We start from the raw sequence: 16,167 nt of genomic DNA, 5'->3' as shown, positions 1-16,167 counted from the left end.
CCCCTAAAAATCCCACGTATTGTAATAAGTTGGTTCGTGATAATGGATGAATCCGTTCGCTTCGGCCATATCCCGACTTGTTGCCTCTTCTTGGTCTGAGACGGTGAGGACAGCGATTCCGTATTCGTCCTGAATCGCGTTCATTCGATCGAGCATCTCCATCGACCAAGAGTCGGACGTGATTTCCGTGTAGTTAAAACCTTCCCACATGAAGCCTTCCACATAAGGCGCACTCGTTCGTTCGAGCGTCTCGATGCCCCAGTTTTGGACGACTGGGACGCCCGGATATGCCTTTTCAATCGCTTGTAAAAAGGCCTCGAGCCCAGCCAGCTGTTCTTCTAAGTCGTCCGGATAGTCGAGGTGGACGTCATCGATATCACCGACCGTGTCGAGGAAAATTCCGTCCAGATGTTTATTGATGACTTGTTTTTGAATTTCACGGATTAAAATTTTACGGAAATCGGACGAGCTGATATCTGTCAAATACGAATCCCATTTCGGGAAATAGATGCGTTCCCCGTCCCGATAGAAGAAATCGTCTTTGTCCATTTGGCCGATGAGCGCACGATTCCACGTGTCTGCTTCCATCACGTTAATATAGCCGAGCACTTTCGTCCCGTTCGAGCGGATCGTCTCAATCTGTTCCGGCGTATACCAAATCGGTTCGATGATGACGAGGTCGTATCGGGCCATGTCTTCAATGATCGCCTCGGTCGGCATGTTATAAAAAATCTTATAGGAATTGATCTCATCAAAATCAAACGGCTCTTTCGTCGTACATCCTCCTAAAAAGAAGATGAACAATAAGCCGCTCACTAAACATCGTCGCACTCGGACACCTCCTTGTTGAATGAATCCGTCTTGGTGTGAATCGGTCCGTTTGACGGTGAACGATCAGGGAAACAACATAGTACAGACTGTCACAGAAGGGAGAAATGGGCGTGAATACCATTTTATTGACGATTGCCCTATTATTCGTCGGCTTGAACGTGTTTACCTTCTTTCGGCGCCAAACGTATAGACAGACCGGCTTCGACATGCGCTTGTTCAGCCACTTGTTCGTCAGCCTACTCGGCGTCATGATCGGGTTTGCCTTGATTTACTACGCGCTCTCACGCGATGGCGTCATATTGGTGACGTCACTCGAGACGATGAACGCGGTCGATCCGAACTGGCGCAATCTGCTTTACTTCAGCGGGGTCACGTTGCTGTCTATCGGATTCGGCGACCTGCTGCCAATCGGTCCGGCCCGGTTGTTCGCCTTGCTCGAAGCGGCCATCGGGATTTTGTTGCCGACAGCATTTTTTGTAAAATCGATATACAAAAAAGAAGACTGAAGAAAACAGTCTTCTAACGTCCAGTAATCAGCAAATACATGTTGAAGGCGACAAGTCCAAGCGGAAATAAGGCCACGACTAAAATCGGCCATTTTTTCGTCCGGATGCCGACAAATAAAAGTAAACTCCCCACTAGGAGCGCGATGAACGTCGTATACGGATTCAAGCGTCATTCCCCCTTCTATAGAGGGGCTTTTCCCGACTCAACCGAAAACTAATCGTTTGAACACCAAAGCGTAGAAAAGGCGTCACGAATTCGTCGGGCTTCCATCTCCGCAAACGGATATCCGGCTTGGTCGGCCACGCGGCGACTGACACATTCAAATTGTTCCACCAATGTCGCATGGGCCGTTTCCATCGCTGTCACTTCGACCAAAGTGTATGTATCAAGATAAGCCTGCCATACTTCAGGGGCCAGATGCTTCTCAAGCCCATCCCCGGACTTTCCTCCGTTCGCCGTAAAGTTTGTCGCAAAGCCGACGTCCCATGCAAGCATCTGCCGGAGCATCGTTCGCATGATCGTCACATGGTCGAAAGCGTATAACAGTTGACCCCGCTTGATACCTTTGACGACGTAAAGCGACACCCACCAAAACTCGTTCCAACACTGCTCATAGTCGAATCGGCTCGGTCGTTTGATGCGGTACGTGTCATCAGATGGGATCGGTTGACCGGCAATCTCGTCTTTATCAATGAGGACGAGACTGAGTGAGTCAGCGTGAATCGCTTCCTGCACGTCACGCATAGGACGGACGGTCAAATCGACGCGATGACCGGCTGCAAACTGAACGAGAAACGCGAAACGCTCATATTCGTCGCCTCCCGGCACCTCGTCCGGCGTCTGCATAATCAAGACGTCCCCGAGCGGCGCCATCCACGAGCGGTCCTCGATGAACGCGATCACGTCTTCGACGAAACAAGTGACATCGACGTCTTGAAAACGGTCTGGTTTTACGTGCGGATTGACGAGCGACCCGTTCAAGACGAGGACGCGGACGTCTTCCCGCTCCGCGGCCATGGCCGTCAAGTGCTCGAGCACTTGCTCATTGGTCATATGACGTTCGCCCCGAGCGAGCGGGCGACTTGGACGGCCTGCATGACGTCAAGCGTCGCTTGTTTCAGAATGACGTCCGAGAAATCGACCCCATCCATCTCGGCCCCTACAAAATCGGCACCGGAGCAATCCGCGTGCTGCAACACGGCACGGGACAAGACGGCGTTCGTCCAGCGTGATTCTTTCAAATCCGCACCGTATAAATCAGCCTCGGTCAAACGGACACCGGACCAATCCATCTTCCGGAGCGGAGCGTGACGCAGATTGACGAACGACCAATCACCCTCGCGCACGACGACCCCTTCAAACGTGCATGACTCGAACGACGAACCCGTCATCTTGCACTGATCGAACTCGCTCAAAAACAGATTCGCCCCGTTGAACTGACAATTCAGGAACGAGCTGCCGCTGTGGCGCGAGGCGTTCCACTTCGAATCGGTGAAGTCACAGTTGATGAAACGACACTGTTCGGTCTCAAACTCGGTCGCATCGATATAGGTGAAGCGACAGTTCTCGAACGTCGTCTGCGTGAGTTGGATGTCACGGAGCGTCTCGTCGCGGAAGTCCTCGCCTTTATAACTCTCATTTGATTGAAACATGACCTGCCTCCTTGGCGTATACTTGATGTAGCTTAAGGAATGGAGTGATGAAGATGGATATCGTATTTCCGACCGAGCACGGCACGTTCAATTATCGCGTCGCCGGCATCTGGGTCCAGGACGGTCATTTGCTCGTTCATCGGAACGTGAACGATGACTTTTGGGCGTTACCGGGCGGTCGTGTCGGCATCGGCGAAGAGGCCGAGCTTGCCTTGACGCGTGAACTGCAAGAAGAACTCGAAGCAACACTGACGGGAACGACGTTCGCTTTCGTGTCCGAAAATTTCTTCACGTATTTGGAACGCACGGTCCATGAAATCGGCATGTACTTTTATGTAACGGGTGACCTCCCGCTCCGGCATGGAGACTTCCACGGACCAGAAGGCGATCACCTCATCTATCGTTGGCAGCCGCTCGACGAACTCCGGGACTTGAAACTCTTCCCGGAGACACTCTATGCGTTGCCGCAATCATTGCCGCCCCACTTTATCGATCGCTGAGCTTGATAGAATCGACTTCAACTCGTGCAAGTCTTGAATCTCATATGTCGTCTCGACCGTCGCCGCAATTTCGTGCGGATTGTACCAGCACGTGTCGAGCCCATACATGCGCCCGCCGGCGATATCTGCCGTCAGTGAGTCCCCGACGATGAGCCCGCGTTCCGGTGCCACATTCGGAACCCGGTCAAATACATAGTCAAAAAATGGTTTCATTGGCTTTTGTGAACCGGTCGCGTCCGAGACGAACACGTCTTGGAAGTAAGGGAGCAGTCCCGAGGCTTCGAGCCGCTTGAACTGAGTCTCCGTCACCCCGTTCGTGACGATATAGAGCGGATACTGTTCACTGAGCGTACGGACGAGTTCGAGTGCCCCATCGATGATGTGCACCCCGGCGTGCAAATGGTCGCGATAACGCTGTTCGACTTCATGTGCATCGATCGTGATGCCGAGCGTGTCGAACAGTTGCGTGTGCCGGCCCATCAAGACGTCTTCCCGTCCGACCTCGCCGCGCTCGAACGCGCGCCATAATCCGTTATTGATCATCACATACTGTTGTTTCAATTCATCCGTCATCCGAACGTTGTGTGCCGCGAGCAACTGCTCCAAGGCGACGTGCTCGCTCTGTTTAAAGTCGAGCAACGTATCGTCGACATCGAATAAAATAGCTTCATATCGTTTCATAATCGGTATTACCCCTCTCTGCCTCTAATGTACAGGAACGGACCGAGAAGTTCAAAACAGGGAGTGAGTCACATGCCAAAACCACCCATCTCAAACCTCGAGTATTCGGAGAAAGAACTCGCGTCGTTTTTCTATTTGGCCGATGAGATGTTCGGCATCGATTTTCGGGACTGGTATCGTGCTGGTGAATGGACCGAGCGCTATCGTTGTTACTCATTGACGTTTTATCGGAATATCATCTCGAACGTCGGCATGAGCCGAATGACACTGATGACGGACGGAACCGCTCGCGAGGCGTATCAGATTGGGACGGTCATGACGGACGAGGACCGACAAGGACTAGGACTCGCCACCCGTATTTTCAAGCATGTGTTCAAACAGCATGACGCCGATGGCTTGCCTTATTTTTTGGCTTGTGACGAAGGGGTTGAACCGTTTTACGAGCAACAGGGGTTCTCCGTCCAACTTGAACCGGAGCTATTCGTTTCAGTATCGGGATCTGCGGGTCCACTCGAACGTGTCGATGTCGATGCCGAGCAGTGGCGTCGTTTCAAGCTGGAGTCGCTCCCGTTTTCGCCACGCCTCTATGCGACGGACGACATGCATATTTGGATGTTCCACTACTATCAAGGCATGAACAAAGACGTTTATCGCTTCGACGATGTGCACGTCATCTATTTGATTGAAGGCACGCGTCTGAAGTTATTCGCGGTGCTGTCATCTCGGCCTGTCGACATGCGTGACGTTGTGGCCCGACTCTCTTTCGAAGGCATCACCGAGATCGTCTTCGAATTCACGCCTGAGCTGGACGGTGTGGAACAGCGCCCATCCCGGGACGGGCAATGGATGATTCGCATGAATGAAGAACAGCTCTTCCCGGAAGGCTGTCGCTTCCCAAGCTTATCGAAAGCGTAAAAAAACTCGCCTCAGGGGCGAGTTTTTTTCGTATGGAATGCGTGTCCGAGTGCCTGTGCTGCTTCTTTGACGGCTCGTCTCGCTTCCGGGACATACGTGTAATAGTTGACGAAGCCGTGAATCAAGCCCTCGTAATTTTGATACGTCACCGGGACACCGAGGCTAATCAATTTGTTGGCGTATGCGCGTCCGAGGTCGCGGAGCGGATCGTATTCGGCCGTCAACAACGTCGTCGGGGGAAGGTCCCCTAAGTGGTCCGAAAAAATCGGCGAGGCGTACGGATGCATCAATTCCGACTCATCATGGAAATATTGTTGCTGGAACCACCGGATGAGCCCTTCATCGAGCAGATAACCGTTCGCGTAATCAATCAATGACAGCGGCAAGTTCTCCTCGGTCCCGGTAACCGGGTAAAACAGCAGCTGATGCATGACGAGGGGACGACCTCGTTCAATCGCCATCAAGGCGCTGACCGTGGCGAGTGTCCCGCCGGCACTGTCTCCGCCGACGGCGATGCGCTCGGCATCGATTTCAAGTTCCGAGGCGTGATCCGCAATCCAAACGAGCGCCTCATAGCTATCGTAGACGGCTGTCGGAAACTTATGCTCCGGAGCGAGTCGGTAGCCGACCGAGATGACGGTGCAGTCGGCCTCGTTCGCGATCGTCCGACATATCGCGTCATGGGTGTCGAGACTGCCCGTGACATATCCGCCACCATGAAAATAGACGAGTGCTGGCGCGATCGTTCGACCCGACCGATAGACGCGGATTGGCAGTGAGCGATTCGGAAGCATAATCGAGCGATTCTCGACGTGATATACATGCTCTCTATGTTGAAACCGGGTCATCATTGCGTCTTCTTGTCGTCTTAATTCGAGCGGATCCAATTGGTCATATGTGGTCGAGATTTGATTTTGAAACTGGTTCAAATAAAATTGAATCGTCGGATTGACTGGCAACGGGAATCCCTTCTTTCTCTTTTAGGCGTACAGTTGCCTATTCCCAGCCGCGTTCGACCTTAAGCAGATTCACGTGCTTTTTCGAAAGCCCAACGGTTCACACATACTACAACGACCCCACTCGCGAACACGACGGTCCATATGTTCATGACGATGGATTGGCCGAACGGCTTGAAAAAGTAATCCCATGCCCCATCGATGTACCCGATCATGGTCATGGAAATCAAGTGCGAGATGATGAGCGTAAAAATGATCCAACGCAACCATCCACGCCGGCCAAATTGCCACACGCTCCACCACATCACGGCCGGAATCACGAGATAACCAAGCGCATTGCCCCCGCTGTCACGAAAAAAACCCACGGCAGACATAAAAGAGCGACGAAGATGATTCGTCCGAGCATCAGGTTTGCCCCCGTTGATTCTTTTTCCACCAGACGAACAAGAAGACCCCCATCCCGACGAACAGAATCAGCATCGAGAAAATCAGTTGTTGCTCGAGCGGCAAGCTTGTCTGGGCGAACGCGTATTGCGGCCCAAATAAGAGAATCGGAATGATCAGATTGATCCATGTCTTCGTCCACAGAGAGACGGTGAGCAACGTGACGACGGCGAGACCGAGCAAAACGAGTTGACCGGTTGGACCGAACACGATCGTCGGGGTCTCGACGAAGATGTCGAGTACCATCAGTCCGAGGAACAATGTCATCGGCATCGCGGCGAGCGTGATGTACGTCGCCCCATTTTTAAATTTGCTTTCTTTCGAACGGACCGACATGTGGCGGAACGCTTGTGAGGCGGCCAGCAAGAACAGGACGGCGATGAGCGGGAACCCAATCAACTGGACCGTCGAGAATGTCATCTCGCCTTGAATGAAGTTGGCGATGATGATGTAGGCGAACACGTTCGGAATGATCATCGCGATGATTTTGAAAAACCCTTTTCCATCGAACGCCATCTCACGCCCAAGATGCTGCATGTAGGCTTTCGGGCTCTGGCCGACGACATCGTCCACGCTTTTGCCTGCGCGTTCCGCCTCCTCGAGGTGGTCTTTCAGCTCGGCGACAACGTCTTGCACTTCCCCTTCCGACTTCCCGCTCGACATGAGATATACCGCTAAATCATCCAAAAAATCACGACTCTTTTTTGAAAGTTCCATCTTCATTCCCCTCTCCGAGTACGCGGTCGACGCCGCTTGACACTTCCGCCCAACGTTGTTTGAAGGCCAGCAACTCTTGGTGCCCCGCCTCCGTCAAAATGTAATATTTTCGTTTCGGTCCCCCTGATGGCAACGCCTTTTGGACCGTCTCGACCCACCCTTCTTTCTTCATCCGTAACAGGACCGGGTAAATACTGCCCTCGCTCACCATCGTGAAGCCATACGTTTGCAACTTCTCCGACATCTCATAGCCGTACGTCTCTCCTTTATCGATGATGGCCAACAGGCAACCTTCGAGCAATCCTTTTAACATTTGACTCATCGCCATGGCGTGACCTCACTTTCGTTAAACTAACTTGTTATACACAATAGTAATGGAAGGCACTACCAATTGCAACTACTTTGTAAAACAAGTTAGTTGCGCATCGAGAGGTTTATTTTTTCAAATCAGGTGAATACTTCTTAAGGTGAAGCAAAAAGATAAAGGAGTGTTTGAATATGCATACCGATTTTACAAAGATGTACATTGATGGCCAATGGGTCGAAGGGTCAAGCGACAAATCGATCGATAACACCAACCCGTTCACGGATGAGACATTGTTCGCCATCCGGTCGGCCGACGAGTCTGATCTCGACAAGGCTTATGCCGTTGCGAAAGAAGCACAAACCGAATGGGCGACGATGCTGCCACAAAATCGCCGGGCCTTGATTGAGAAGTTCGCCGAAGTGACGTTGCAGCATAAAGATGACATCATCGACTGGCTCGTCAAAGAGTCGGGCAGCACGCGCATCAAAGCAGAAGGCGAATTTTTAGCCTCGATGGCGATCATCAAGGAAGCGGCGACGTTCCCGTTCCGCATGGACGGGCTCATCAAGCCTTCAATCGTCCCGAACAAAGAGAACCGGGTCTATCGGAAACCGCTCGGCGTCATCGGCGTCATCAGTCCATGGAACTTCCCGTTCCACCTCGCGGTCCGCTCAATCGTCTCCGCCCTCGCGACGGGGAACACCGTCGTCGTCAAACCAGCGACGGCGACACCGGTCACAGGAGGTCTCCTCTTCGCCTCGCTATTTGAAGAAGCGGGTCTTCCGAAAGGCGTCTTGAACATCGTCGTCGGTCGCGGTTCGGAGATTGGGGACGCCATCGTCGAGCACCCGGTGCCAAAACTCATCTCGTTCACCGGTTCGACCGAGGTCGGCAAAGGGATCGCCGAGAAGGCCGGACGCCTGTTGAAAAAGACAGCGCTCGAACTCGGCGGGAATAACGTCTTCGTCGTCTTAGACGACGCCGACATCGACCGTGCCGTGGAATCGGCCGTCTATTCGAAATTCTATCACCAAGGGCAAATCTGTATGTCGACGAACCGAATCCTTGTCGCCGAGTCGATTCACGATGAATTCCTCAAAAAATTCGTTGAGCGAGTCCGTGCCTTGAAGTTTGGCAACCCGAACGAATCAGACACACAAGTCGGGCCGCTCATCGATCACGATCAAGTCGACCGCATCCTCGATCAAATCAAGCAGACGGTCGACGCCGGTGCGACGCTCCAGGTCGGCGGCAACGCTGACGGGAACGTGCTCGAGCCGACCGTCGTGAGCGGTGTCACGAACGACATGCCGCTTGCGAAAAATGAGATTTTCGGACCGGTCGCCGTCATTCTGTCGTTCAAGGACGACGCCGAGGCGCTGAAACTCTCGAACGAGTTGCCATACGGACTGAGTGGTGCCGTCCACGGTTCGATTTACCGTGCGACCGAGTTCGCACGCCAAGTCGAGACCGGGATGATTCACGTCAACGACCAATCGGTGAACGATGAACCGCACTTGCCGTTCGGCGGAGAGAAAGATTCGGGTCTTGGCCGCTTCAACGGCGAGTGGGTGCTCGAGGAGTTCACGACGCTCCAATGGGTATCCGTCATGCACGAACGCCGGGAATACAAACCATTTTTCTCATAAACAGCAAAAAACGTGTTGGTCCGCGAACGGATCAACACGCTTTTTTTAAATTTTTTTCACAAACTCCGACTTGAGTTTCATCGCGCCAAAGCCCTCAATCTTGCAGTCGATGTCATGGTCCCCGTCGACGAGACGGATCCCTTTCACTTTCGTGCCTTGTTTGACGACGAGCGACGTCCCTTTCACCTTCAAATCTTTGATGACCGTGACTGTGTCCCCGTCTTGGAGCACATTTCCGTTCGCATCTTTGATTTGCGCGTCTGCTTCCGCTTCGGCTACCTCGCTCGGCGACCACTCGTAGGCGCATTCCGGACAGACGAGCAAGCTCCCGTCCTCATACACATAAGTTGACTGACATTTTGGGCAATTCGGTAGTTCTGTCATACTGATTCCTCCATTCGATACACTGTTCCCAGTATACCGCAATTTTAGAAGTTCGACAGCTAGCGGTCAGCCTTCTTGCGGAGTCTCGGGGCCTTTCAAATCAAGCTGATAAAACGATAAGTCCAGCCATTTGCCAAACTTGTAGCCGGCTTTTTTTATCGTGCCTGAATGGACGAACCCTAATTTTTCATGTGCTTTGACGCTCGCGATATTGGCGGCATCGATCCCACCAATCATCGTCTTCACTTCCCGTTCTTCACCGATGCGGATGATTTCACGGAGCAATTTATTCCCGATCCCTTTCCCCCGATAGCCGGGATGCACGTACACCGAGTGCTCGACCGTATAATGATAGGCCGGCCATGGACGGAACGGGCCGAACGTGGCAAAGCCCATGACGACATCGCCTTCCTCCCAAACGATGATCGGGAGCCCGGACGCTTTTTTGTCTTCGTACCAAGCGACGCGATTTTGAAGCGTCACCGGCTCGTAATGGTAAACAGCTGTACTGTTGACGATTGCGTCATTGTAAATATGTAAAACGGCTTGAAGGTCGTCTCGACGGCAGTTGCGAATCATGAGGACACCATACTTTCTATAAGTTTTCTTTATTATACTTATCTCAATTTCAAAATACACGTAACGATTTGCTGCCACAAAAAAAGTCAGCCGTTTCGACTGACTTTTTTACCTTAGGCTGCCAAACGGTCACACATCGATGCGCACTCGAAACAGACGCGCGCACATTCCTGACAATGTTCGTGCTTATGTTTCTCACACTCTTGGGCACACGCCTTACAGACGACCGCACAAGCCCGGGCCAGTTCCGGTACGAACGCCGAATCCCGTGTCATCGCCTCAGCGAGGAATGAACAGATTGCAGCGCACTCACGATCGAGTCGGATACAGTCGACCATCATCTTCACGTCATGTTCCTCGAGACAAGATTCAAGACAGTAATTGCACGTCTCCACGCAATCGTGCAACGTTTCCAGTTCGTTCGCATAAATTCGATGAGCCATGTATTCGTCCTCCTTTTGAATGACTACACAACGACAATACGTTACTGTTGTTCCCTAATCTTCAAAAGAAAAACGACCGTCGACTAACGTCTCGGGTCGTTCACGAACGTACGATATAGGTAGGCGACACCGTTCAACCAGCGCTCCGAATACCGCTTCGGCATGAAACGGAGGCGGTAGAGCCGATACATCCGCTTCAAATCTTCCCATTGGTGATCGACTTGTTGCCCTTGTCGGAATCGCGCCAAGTCAATCAAATAGAGTCGGCCGTCCGGCGTGAGGATGAGGTTGCGCAAATGGACATCGGACGGGGTCAACCCGAGTCGCCGGGCCGCTATGAGCGCCTCATCGACTTGCTTGATGTACGCGGGGTCGATCCAAATGCCTTCAATCAAACATTCAAACAGTGTCTTCCCTTCGATATAGTCGATGACGATATAGTTAGGACCCGCTTCGTACAGACCCGGGAATTGTGGCAATCCCTCGAGCTTCCGATAGATCACGGCTTCCTCGGCCGCGATGTGCGTATAGCCAGGGAAAAACACTTTAATGACGAGTCGTGTAGATTTTATGCGGAACACGGCAGCACTGCGCCCGATCCCGTGCAGTTCGAGGTCAGGATGATAGGCGGTCACACGCGTGTCTTGCCCGTGTCGCTCAAACGTGACGCCCGCATATTGTTCATAATGATTCATAGAGCACTCCTCTTTTTCGGTTCATCTCTTTCCTATCATAACTGAAATCACTTTCATTTGACTCGGTCCGCGTCCGTCCGATACGCCCAATAAGTGACGCATCCCCCGATTATCTCTATAATGAAAGCGACAGACAATGAGGAGGAATCAATCATGCAACGTATCGAACTGACAGAAGACTTATCATTCTCACGGATCATCCACGGCATGTGGCGTCTCGCTGAATGGGATATGAGCCCGCAGGAACGTCTCACGTTCATCGAGCAATGTATCGAACTTGGAATCACGACGTTCGACCACGCCGATATATACGGTGGCTATACGTGTGAAGGACTATTCGGGGAAGCACTTCGCCTCAATCCTTCACTTCGCAATCAAATCGAGATCGTGACGAAGACTGGCATTAAACTGACAGGTTCTTTCAACCCAGGCCAAACAATCAACCATTATGATACGACGAAAGAGCATATCATCCATCAAGCCGAGCGTTCACTCAAAGAGCTCGCCATCGACCAGATTGACACGCTGTTGATTCATCGTCCCGATCCGCTCATGGACCCGGACGAAGTCGCTGAGGCATTCATTACGTTACAACGCAGTGGAAAAGTCCGGACGTTCGGTGTCTCGAACCACGTACCGGCAACCCAACAGTTGCTCCAGTCACGCTTGCCGTTCCAACTCGTGACGAATCAGCTCGAACTTTCACCGATGCAACTGAAACACTTCGAAGATGGTTCTGTCGACCTATGCCACGAGAAGCGGATGCCGCTCATGGCGTGGAGCCCGCTCGCCGGCGGTCAACTGTTCACCGAGTCACGGTATGCGCCGCTTCGCGAGAAACTCGAAGACATCAGTGACCGCCATAAAGCGAGCGGTATCGATGCAGTCGTTTACGCATGGCTTTTGAAACACCCTGCCAAGATCATGCCGATCGTCGGATCTGGGAAAATTGACCGAGTCAAGACCGCCGTCGGCGCGCTTGAGATCGAGCTCACCCGTGAAGAATGGTTCGAAATTTTGAAGGCAGCCCGCGGCCGCGACGTCGATTGAAGGTAAAAATAAACAAATAAACCCTGATTAGTTCCATCCTTGTTTTTTTTAATAATTTCATCATTTTCAAGAACGTGGCCATTCAACGGTTCATTCGTCAAAAATCGACATGTTCACAAGAGTGAAATTCCATTTCATATCCATAAGTGTAAAACAAGCCCGCTCAGTTCAAGTTGAGCGGGTTTTTTGATTTTTTTTAAAAAAAACACATTAATTTTCCTAAGACTAAAGTCACAAAAAAATGGTGCTAAAATGATGAAAGTTAATCATCAAAGGAGTGCACCCCCGTGAAAAAGTACTTGATTCTTTGTACGCTCGCCATGTTGTTCGTCCTTTTTGGATGTGAAGAAGAACATGCCTTTCGTTTACATACAGCTCCAGAGTACTATCAAGGTCGCGCTACCCTGCCATCAGGACAACAAATCGAAATGACCGAGTCCGATCGGACGAACGTCCTCGATGCTTGTTATCCAGAGGACGCGCTATCCCGTATTCCTGACGGAGAACGTCACTTGATCGGGACGGTCACATTGACCCAACCGCTGATCACGACATCCTCGACCGATGTCTTTCCGACCGCCACTTTTTTTGAAGTGGACAATCAAGCCTACGTCCAGTGCCAAGCCAAGACGATCACGTATATGAAACAAATCGACACGTTGCCGAACAGTCTCATTGCGTATCGTGACCACGCTGTCCCGTCTTCGGCAACGTCAAAACTACGAAACGCCCAACCGCACGAACGGATCCATTTCACAGAGGAAATGACTAAACCCGTCGGCAACGAGCCATATCCGAAACGGAGCGGGCTCGATCAGACGCTCGTTCACGTGACGATGCCGTTCAATGGCTCTTTCGAATTCACGTTCGAATCCCCGGAAACATATGAGACGGTCACGTTGCCGATTAACGAAGCATCGCGCCAACCTTTCCTCTCCCTCGCCTTAGGTACCGAGGTGTCTCAAGATACAAAACAATACGGGCTTCATTTGTCATCTGATCAAACCTTATATGGGGATGTGCTTCGACCGAAAGACGCGAGGTTCGACCGCATGCTTGGCGCTCGTCAAGCGAGCACGCTCCCGACGACACTCATCCCGAATGAGCGTTATCCTTTGTTCAGCTTTTCGTTCATCCGTGACGGGAAACCGCATAAACAAGTCGTCTCAATCACCTATCGAGAAGAGACGTTGCTTCGCGGCGATCGGTTGAAAACGAAGATGCGACAACAATTTGCCCACCGCCGGCATGTCGTGACACATGACTTGGCGCTGCTCGGAACGGAGTCCAAGGACGCATCGTTCTTGCATCACGCCAATGCCGAGGCCGTCCAATTCGTGTTTCAAGCGATCGATCGTTCAAAAGCTGTCGCCACGGCCGGAACCCCGGCCCCGACTCCCTATTTGACCGTCTTCGAAGGTATTTGTGCGCAGACGTTCGATGTCAGCTATAGCGGAGACGATGTCTTTTTGACGAATACGTTGACAGGGTCACACTTCAAACTGCTCCGCGCCGATGCCGAACGGTGGCACGACTTATTCAATAAGCAACAGGGCTAACCCCCTTCCTAAAGACAGACCGGTATGAACCGGTCTGTCTTTGCACGTTTTCTAGGCAAAATCAGGAAGTATCCATCGGTCGCTATGCGACAATGACAGCAAACGATGTAAAGGAGAGAATTCGATGACGAAACGATTCGAGCGCGACGTCGCCACACATTGGCCCGTCGCTTATAAGCAACCTGGATATCCACACGTACAACAAGGTTGGGTCTTGCCCCCTGAGCGAAAAAACGAGTTCGACCCGTTCATCTTGATGGCCGAGGACTGGTTCAAACGTGGCACGTTCTCGGACCACCCGCATCGCGGTTTCCAAACGATCACCTACGTGATTGACGGACGACTCGAACATATCGACAACCATGGCGGCCATTCGATTTTAGATGCCGGAGACGTCCAGTACATGAACGCGGGCTGGGCGGCCCGACACGCCGAGGAGGCCGTTGCTGATGACTTGATTCATACGCTGCAACTATGGCTCAATTTACCGAAAGCGCTCAAAACGACGACGACGTCTTATCAAAACGTGTACGTCGAAGACGCCCCGGTCGTGCCGATCGACGGTGGACAAGTCCGTGTCTATTCGGGTGAGGTCGCCGGTGCGACAGGCCCGATGGACAGCCTTGTCCCGATCACGATGAGTGAAGTCACCTTAAAGGAAGGTGAAGTCTATGAGCACGTCATCCCCGTGAACCATAACGCCTTCGTCTATATGCTCGCCGGTTCGGTCGAACTCGGGACGTCCGCGACACCGCTCGAGAAAACACACGTAGCGACGCTCACGTTCGACGAGACGGCCGAGGGTGAGAGCGGACTCCGCATAAAAGCAACGTCACGCACGAAACTGCTTGTCTATTCAGGCAAACCGATTCGAGAAGACTATATCGCTCACGGCCCGTTCGTCATGAACACCGAGGACGAGATTCGCCAAGCGTTCCGCGACTATCACGCCGGTGTGTTCGGTCCCCCCGCCGTCAAATAAAATAAGCCGCGCCTGAGGCGCGGCTTATTGTTTGTCCGGCATGAGCACCGTCTGTTGTGTCGGAACCCGACCAATCGGGACGGTCCGCTCGACGAGGACGTAGCGTTTCCCGTCCACTTCAAACTTCCGGTCGCCGAGATAATGGGCCGACTTCCCGTCCTCATACAGTTTCGTCAGGATTGCCGGCACATACTCATTCAAATTCGTATAATGCTCGTCTAGCGTCATGACGATGTTGCCTTTGCCATAACCCAACCATTGGTTCGACATGAATAACATGAGCGAAATCGTCCCGATGACACCGATGACTAAAATGACTGTCTCCATCAAATCCTCCTCATTCCACTTTCAAAAATTGCGCATCATAGCGGCGCGCCAAGACGAGCACGAGACCGATCAAGAGTGCTGATGAGATGGCTGGCACAAAGTCCGGTACCGTATCTCCCGCGCTCAAGAAATCGAATGTCCCGTGGAACAGGATGGCCGGTCTCTCCGTTCTACAGCTGCTTCACGACGACTTGACGTTTCGCTCGGAATCCGACCTGTTCATAAAAAGCCGCAGCCGCTTCGTTCACCGACCAATAATCCAGTTCGATTGAGGGAAATCCGTGCGCGATGGCAAAGCGTTCCACTTCATCCATGATCAAACGTCCATACCCTTTTCGCTTCGCTTCCGGGTTAATACTGATTTGATGCACGTACAGCGTGCGCACTGCTTGCCGAAATGCGTTCGCCTCACTTACCCGCTCTTGAAAACAGACGTAGCCAACTGTGTCCCCGTCGACCTCTGCCGTGAAGAAATGATAATCGTCTCGCGCCATCATCTCCGAAAACGCCGTTTCCATCGCCGCGTGATCGTAAGATGCAAAGAAAGCCGGTGCGAGTTGAAGATGATGCTCATGGATGGGACGATTCAACGTCGCAATCAATGCCGCATCGCCGGTTCGTTTCAACTGCATCATAACGATCCCGACCCCTCGTTCCCATAGTCTCGTGTCTCAGTGACCCCATGCGGTTTTTCATACCCGCGCAACGTGTGGTTCGAACTGACGGTCTCTCTTCCGCTCAAACGGCGCTGAATGGGACGGGCCAGCCAGTAACCTACGAATAGCGAGGCCGGAAAGACGATAAACGCGGTGCCGAGAAAGACATAGAAATAAGACTCCTCGGCTGTTAAGACGAAGTGACTGACTCCGTAACGCAGTCCGAAAAACAAACCCACGAACACGACGGCGACGAACGCGTACTCGATACACTTGCCAAGAAATTGTTTCATTCCGTTCCCCCCTTAAATAATTACCATTCTTTACGAGGGG

General features: G+C 52.2%; 23 protein-coding genes. 7 read left to right on the top strand and 16 right to left on the bottom strand.

Annotated elements, in window-relative coordinates; genetic code table 11:
• Positions 1 to 3 precede the first annotated feature (3 nt).
• Complete coding sequence (locus tag KNP75_RS00425; RefSeq protein WP_353049010.1) at positions 4 to 831, bottom strand: glycoside hydrolase family 191 protein; 828 nt, start codon at positions 829 to 831, stop codon at positions 4 to 6.
• 104 nt (positions 832 to 935) lie between these two features.
• Here KNP75_RS00425 and KNP75_RS00420 point away from each other — a divergent pair, with 104 nt between their 5' ends.
• Entirely contained in the window at positions 936 to 1,337 is a 402-nt protein-coding gene (locus tag KNP75_RS00420; RefSeq protein WP_084592883.1) for an ion channel, read from the top strand.
• Between the two features lie 13 nt (positions 1,338 to 1,350).
• Here the strand turns inward: KNP75_RS00420 and KNP75_RS00415 are convergent, their stop codons facing one another.
• Genes KNP75_RS00415 through KNP75_RS00405 form a run of 3 tightly spaced genes read right to left on the bottom strand, consistent with a single transcriptional unit; the run spans position 1,351 to position 2,990 of the window.
• Positions 1,351 to 1,503, bottom strand: a complete 153-nt coding sequence (locus tag KNP75_RS00415) for a hypothetical protein (RefSeq protein ID WP_034779628.1) — start codon at positions 1,501 to 1,503, stop codon at positions 1,351 to 1,353.
• Positions 1,504 to 1,551: 48 nt separating this feature from the next.
• On the bottom strand, positions 1,552 to 2,391 hold the full coding sequence (locus KNP75_RS00410) for an aminoglycoside 6-adenylyltransferase (protein WP_215189269.1): 840 nt from the start codon (positions 2,389 to 2,391) through the stop codon (positions 1,552 to 1,554).
• Positions 2,388 to 2,990: a pentapeptide repeat-containing protein gene (locus KNP75_RS00405; RefSeq protein ID WP_214755978.1), complete on the bottom strand. Its 603-nt coding sequence runs from the start codon at positions 2,988 to 2,990 to the stop codon at positions 2,388 to 2,390. The genes KNP75_RS00410 and KNP75_RS00405 overlap by 4 nt, the downstream gene beginning before the upstream one ends.
• 53 nt (positions 2,991 to 3,043) lie before the next feature.
• Between KNP75_RS00405 and KNP75_RS00400 the strand changes: the two genes are divergently transcribed.
• The gene (locus KNP75_RS00400; RefSeq protein WP_215189267.1) at positions 3,044 to 3,490 is read left to right on the top strand and encodes an NUDIX hydrolase; all 447 of its coding nucleotides are present in this window, start codon (positions 3,044 to 3,046) and stop codon (positions 3,488 to 3,490) included.
• Here the strand turns inward: KNP75_RS00400 and KNP75_RS00395 are convergent.
• A complete protein-coding gene (locus tag KNP75_RS00395; RefSeq protein ID WP_215189265.1) occupies positions 3,461 to 4,171 on the bottom strand; it encodes a YjjG family noncanonical pyrimidine nucleotidase in 711 nt (236 codons plus the stop codon). The two genes, KNP75_RS00400 and KNP75_RS00395, sit on opposite strands and share 30 nt — an antisense overlap.
• Before the next feature lie 72 nt (positions 4,172 to 4,243).
• Here KNP75_RS00395 and KNP75_RS00390 point away from each other — a divergent pair, with 72 nt between their 5' ends.
• On the top strand, positions 4,244 to 5,086 hold the full coding sequence (locus KNP75_RS00390) for a GNAT family N-acetyltransferase (RefSeq protein ID WP_215189263.1): 843 nt from the start codon (positions 4,244 to 4,246) through the stop codon (positions 5,084 to 5,086).
• 11 nt (positions 5,087 to 5,097) lie between these two features.
• Here the strand turns inward: KNP75_RS00390 and KNP75_RS00385 are convergent, their stop codons facing one another.
• The 4 genes from KNP75_RS00385 to KNP75_RS00370 all read right to left on the bottom strand — a co-directional run bounded on the left by KNP75_RS00385 (position 5,098) and on the right by KNP75_RS00370 (position 7,531).
• The gene (locus tag KNP75_RS00385) at positions 5,098 to 6,045 is read right to left on the bottom strand and encodes an alpha/beta hydrolase (RefSeq protein ID WP_215189262.1); all 948 of its coding nucleotides are present in this window, start codon (positions 6,043 to 6,045) and stop codon (positions 5,098 to 5,100) included.
• 59 nt (positions 6,046 to 6,104) lie between these two features.
• A complete protein-coding gene (locus KNP75_RS00380) occupies positions 6,105 to 6,335 on the bottom strand; it encodes a hypothetical protein (protein WP_214753442.1) in 231 nt (76 codons plus the stop codon).
• Between the two features lie 112 nt (positions 6,336 to 6,447).
• Positions 6,448 to 7,203 carry an HAAS domain-containing protein gene (locus KNP75_RS00375; protein WP_215189260.1) on the bottom strand — a complete coding sequence of 252 codons (756 nt, stop codon included), beginning with the start codon at positions 7,201 to 7,203 and terminating at the stop codon, positions 6,448 to 6,450.
• Positions 7,178 to 7,531 (bottom strand): PadR family transcriptional regulator, encoded by a 354-nt coding sequence (locus KNP75_RS00370; RefSeq protein WP_214709184.1) that lies wholly within the window; start codon positions 7,529 to 7,531, stop codon positions 7,178 to 7,180. The genes KNP75_RS00375 and KNP75_RS00370 overlap by 26 nt, the downstream gene beginning before the upstream one ends.
• A gap of 170 nt (positions 7,532 to 7,701) precedes the next feature.
• Between KNP75_RS00370 and KNP75_RS00365 the strand changes: the two genes are divergently transcribed.
• Positions 7,702 to 9,159 (top strand): aldehyde dehydrogenase family protein, encoded by a 1,458-nt coding sequence (locus KNP75_RS00365; protein ID WP_215189258.1) that lies wholly within the window; start codon positions 7,702 to 7,704, stop codon positions 9,157 to 9,159.
• Positions 9,160 to 9,204: 45 nt separating this feature from the next.
• On the opposite strand, the gene KNP75_RS00360 is transcribed toward KNP75_RS00365, so the two are convergent.
• From KNP75_RS00360 to KNP75_RS00345, 4 genes are all read right to left on the bottom strand, one after another.
• Positions 9,205 to 9,543 carry a zinc ribbon domain-containing protein YjdM gene (locus KNP75_RS00360; RefSeq protein ID WP_114165343.1) on the bottom strand — a complete coding sequence of 113 codons (339 nt, stop codon included), beginning with the start codon at positions 9,541 to 9,543 and terminating at the stop codon, positions 9,205 to 9,207.
• A gap of 66 nt (positions 9,544 to 9,609) precedes the next feature.
• On the bottom strand, positions 9,610 to 10,122 hold the full coding sequence (locus tag KNP75_RS00355) for a GNAT family N-acetyltransferase (protein WP_214753440.1): 513 nt from the start codon (positions 10,120 to 10,122) through the stop codon (positions 9,610 to 9,612).
• A gap of 113 nt (positions 10,123 to 10,235) precedes the next feature.
• On the bottom strand, positions 10,236 to 10,565 hold the full coding sequence (locus KNP75_RS00350; protein ID WP_034779654.1) for a four-helix bundle copper-binding protein: 330 nt from the start codon (positions 10,563 to 10,565) through the stop codon (positions 10,236 to 10,238).
• 83 nt (positions 10,566 to 10,648) lie between these two features.
• Positions 10,649 to 11,260 carry a serine/threonine protein kinase gene (locus KNP75_RS00345; protein ID WP_034779656.1) on the bottom strand — a complete coding sequence of 204 codons (612 nt, stop codon included), beginning with the start codon at positions 11,258 to 11,260 and terminating at the stop codon, positions 10,649 to 10,651.
• Positions 11,261 to 11,413: 153 nt separating this feature from the next.
• On the opposite strand from KNP75_RS00345, the gene KNP75_RS00340 reads away from it, so the two are divergent.
• The 3 genes from KNP75_RS00340 to KNP75_RS00330 all read left to right on the top strand — a co-directional run bounded on the left by KNP75_RS00340 (position 11,414) and on the right by KNP75_RS00330 (position 14,851).
• Positions 11,414 to 12,310 carry an aldo/keto reductase gene (locus KNP75_RS00340; protein WP_215189256.1) on the top strand — a complete coding sequence of 299 codons (897 nt, stop codon included), beginning with the start codon at positions 11,414 to 11,416 and terminating at the stop codon, positions 12,308 to 12,310.
• Between the two features lie 287 nt (positions 12,311 to 12,597).
• Positions 12,598 to 13,869, top strand: coding sequence for a hypothetical protein (locus tag KNP75_RS00335; RefSeq protein ID WP_353049009.1), 1,272 nt, complete (start codon positions 12,598 to 12,600; stop codon positions 13,867 to 13,869).
• 124 nt (positions 13,870 to 13,993) lie between these two features.
• Positions 13,994 to 14,851, top strand: coding sequence for a pirin family protein (locus tag KNP75_RS00330; RefSeq protein WP_214753437.1), 858 nt, complete (start codon positions 13,994 to 13,996; stop codon positions 14,849 to 14,851).
• A 24-nt stretch (positions 14,852 to 14,875) separates the two neighbouring features.
• On the opposite strand, the gene KNP75_RS00325 is transcribed toward KNP75_RS00330, so the two are convergent.
• The 3 genes from KNP75_RS00325 to KNP75_RS00315 form a co-directional block, all read right to left on the bottom strand.
• On the bottom strand, positions 14,876 to 15,178 hold the full coding sequence (locus KNP75_RS00325) for a hypothetical protein (protein ID WP_034779662.1): 303 nt from the start codon (positions 15,176 to 15,178) through the stop codon (positions 14,876 to 14,878).
• A gap of 170 nt (positions 15,179 to 15,348) precedes the next feature.
• Positions 15,349 to 15,813, bottom strand: a complete 465-nt coding sequence (locus tag KNP75_RS00320; RefSeq protein ID WP_215189254.1) for a GNAT family N-acetyltransferase — start codon at positions 15,811 to 15,813, stop codon at positions 15,349 to 15,351.
• Positions 15,810 to 16,127, bottom strand: a complete 318-nt coding sequence (locus tag KNP75_RS00315) for a hypothetical protein (protein WP_214753435.1) — start codon at positions 16,125 to 16,127, stop codon at positions 15,810 to 15,812. Before KNP75_RS00315 ends, KNP75_RS00320 begins: the two co-directional genes overlap by 4 nt.
• Between the last annotated feature and the right edge of the window lie 40 nt (positions 16,128 to 16,167).

Source organism: Exiguobacterium sp. s6, from assembly GCF_018618155.1.
GTDB classification, from domain to species: domain Bacteria; phylum Bacillota; class Bacilli; order Exiguobacteriales; family Exiguobacteriaceae; genus Exiguobacterium; species Exiguobacterium mexicanum_A.
Note: the sequence above shows the minus strand (reverse complement) of the source record. Positions and strands in the feature narration are given on the sequence as shown.

Bases quoted from the DNA above. Each gene is read 5' to 3' on its own strand.
- KNP75_RS00420 (WP_084592883.1), top strand. From the start codon at position 936: ATGGGCGTGAATACCATTTTATTGACGATTGCCCTATTATTCGTCGGC.
- KNP75_RS00410 (WP_215189269.1), bottom strand. From the start codon at position 2,391: ATGACCAATGAGCAAGTGCTCGAGCACTTGACGGCCATGGCCGCGGAG.
- KNP75_RS00405 (WP_214755978.1), bottom strand. From the start codon at position 2,990: ATGTTTCAATCAAATGAGAGTTATAAAGGCGAGGACTTCCGCGACGAG.
- KNP75_RS00400 (WP_215189267.1), top strand. From the start codon at position 3,044: ATGGATATCGTATTTCCGACCGAGCACGGCACGTTCAATTATCGCGTC.
- KNP75_RS00395 (WP_215189265.1), bottom strand. From the start codon at position 4,171: ATGAAACGATATGAAGCTATTTTATTCGATGTCGACGATACGTTGCTC.
- KNP75_RS00390 (WP_215189263.1), top strand. From the start codon at position 4,244: ATGCCAAAACCACCCATCTCAAACCTCGAGTATTCGGAGAAAGAACTC.
- KNP75_RS00375 (WP_215189260.1), bottom strand. From the start codon at position 7,203: ATGGAACTTTCAAAAAAGAGTCGTGATTTTTTGGATGATTTAGCGGTA.
- KNP75_RS00370 (WP_214709184.1), bottom strand. From the start codon at position 7,531: ATGGCGATGAGTCAAATGTTAAAAGGATTGCTCGAAGGTTGCCTGTTG.
- KNP75_RS00365 (WP_215189258.1), top strand. From the start codon at position 7,702: ATGCATACCGATTTTACAAAGATGTACATTGATGGCCAATGGGTCGAA.
- KNP75_RS00360 (WP_114165343.1), bottom strand. From the start codon at position 9,543: ATGACAGAACTACCGAATTGCCCAAAATGTCAGTCAACTTATGTGTAT.
- KNP75_RS00355 (WP_214753440.1), bottom strand. From the start codon at position 10,122: ATGATTCGCAACTGCCGTCGAGACGACCTTCAAGCCGTTTTACATATT.
- KNP75_RS00350 (WP_034779654.1), bottom strand. From the start codon at position 10,565: ATGGCTCATCGAATTTATGCGAACGAACTGGAAACGTTGCACGATTGC.
- KNP75_RS00345 (WP_034779656.1), bottom strand. From the start codon at position 11,260: ATGAATCATTATGAACAATATGCGGGCGTCACGTTTGAGCGACACGGG.
- KNP75_RS00340 (WP_215189256.1), top strand. From the start codon at position 11,414: ATGCAACGTATCGAACTGACAGAAGACTTATCATTCTCACGGATCATC.
- KNP75_RS00330 (WP_214753437.1), top strand. From the start codon at position 13,994: ATGACGAAACGATTCGAGCGCGACGTCGCCACACATTGGCCCGTCGCT.
- KNP75_RS00325 (WP_034779662.1), bottom strand. From the start codon at position 15,178: ATGGAGACAGTCATTTTAGTCATCGGTGTCATCGGGACGATTTCGCTC.
- KNP75_RS00320 (WP_215189254.1), bottom strand. From the start codon at position 15,813: ATGATGCAGTTGAAACGAACCGGCGATGCGGCATTGATTGCGACGTTG.
- KNP75_RS00315 (WP_214753435.1), bottom strand. From the start codon at position 16,127: ATGAAACAATTTCTTGGCAAGTGTATCGAGTACGCGTTCGTCGCCGTC.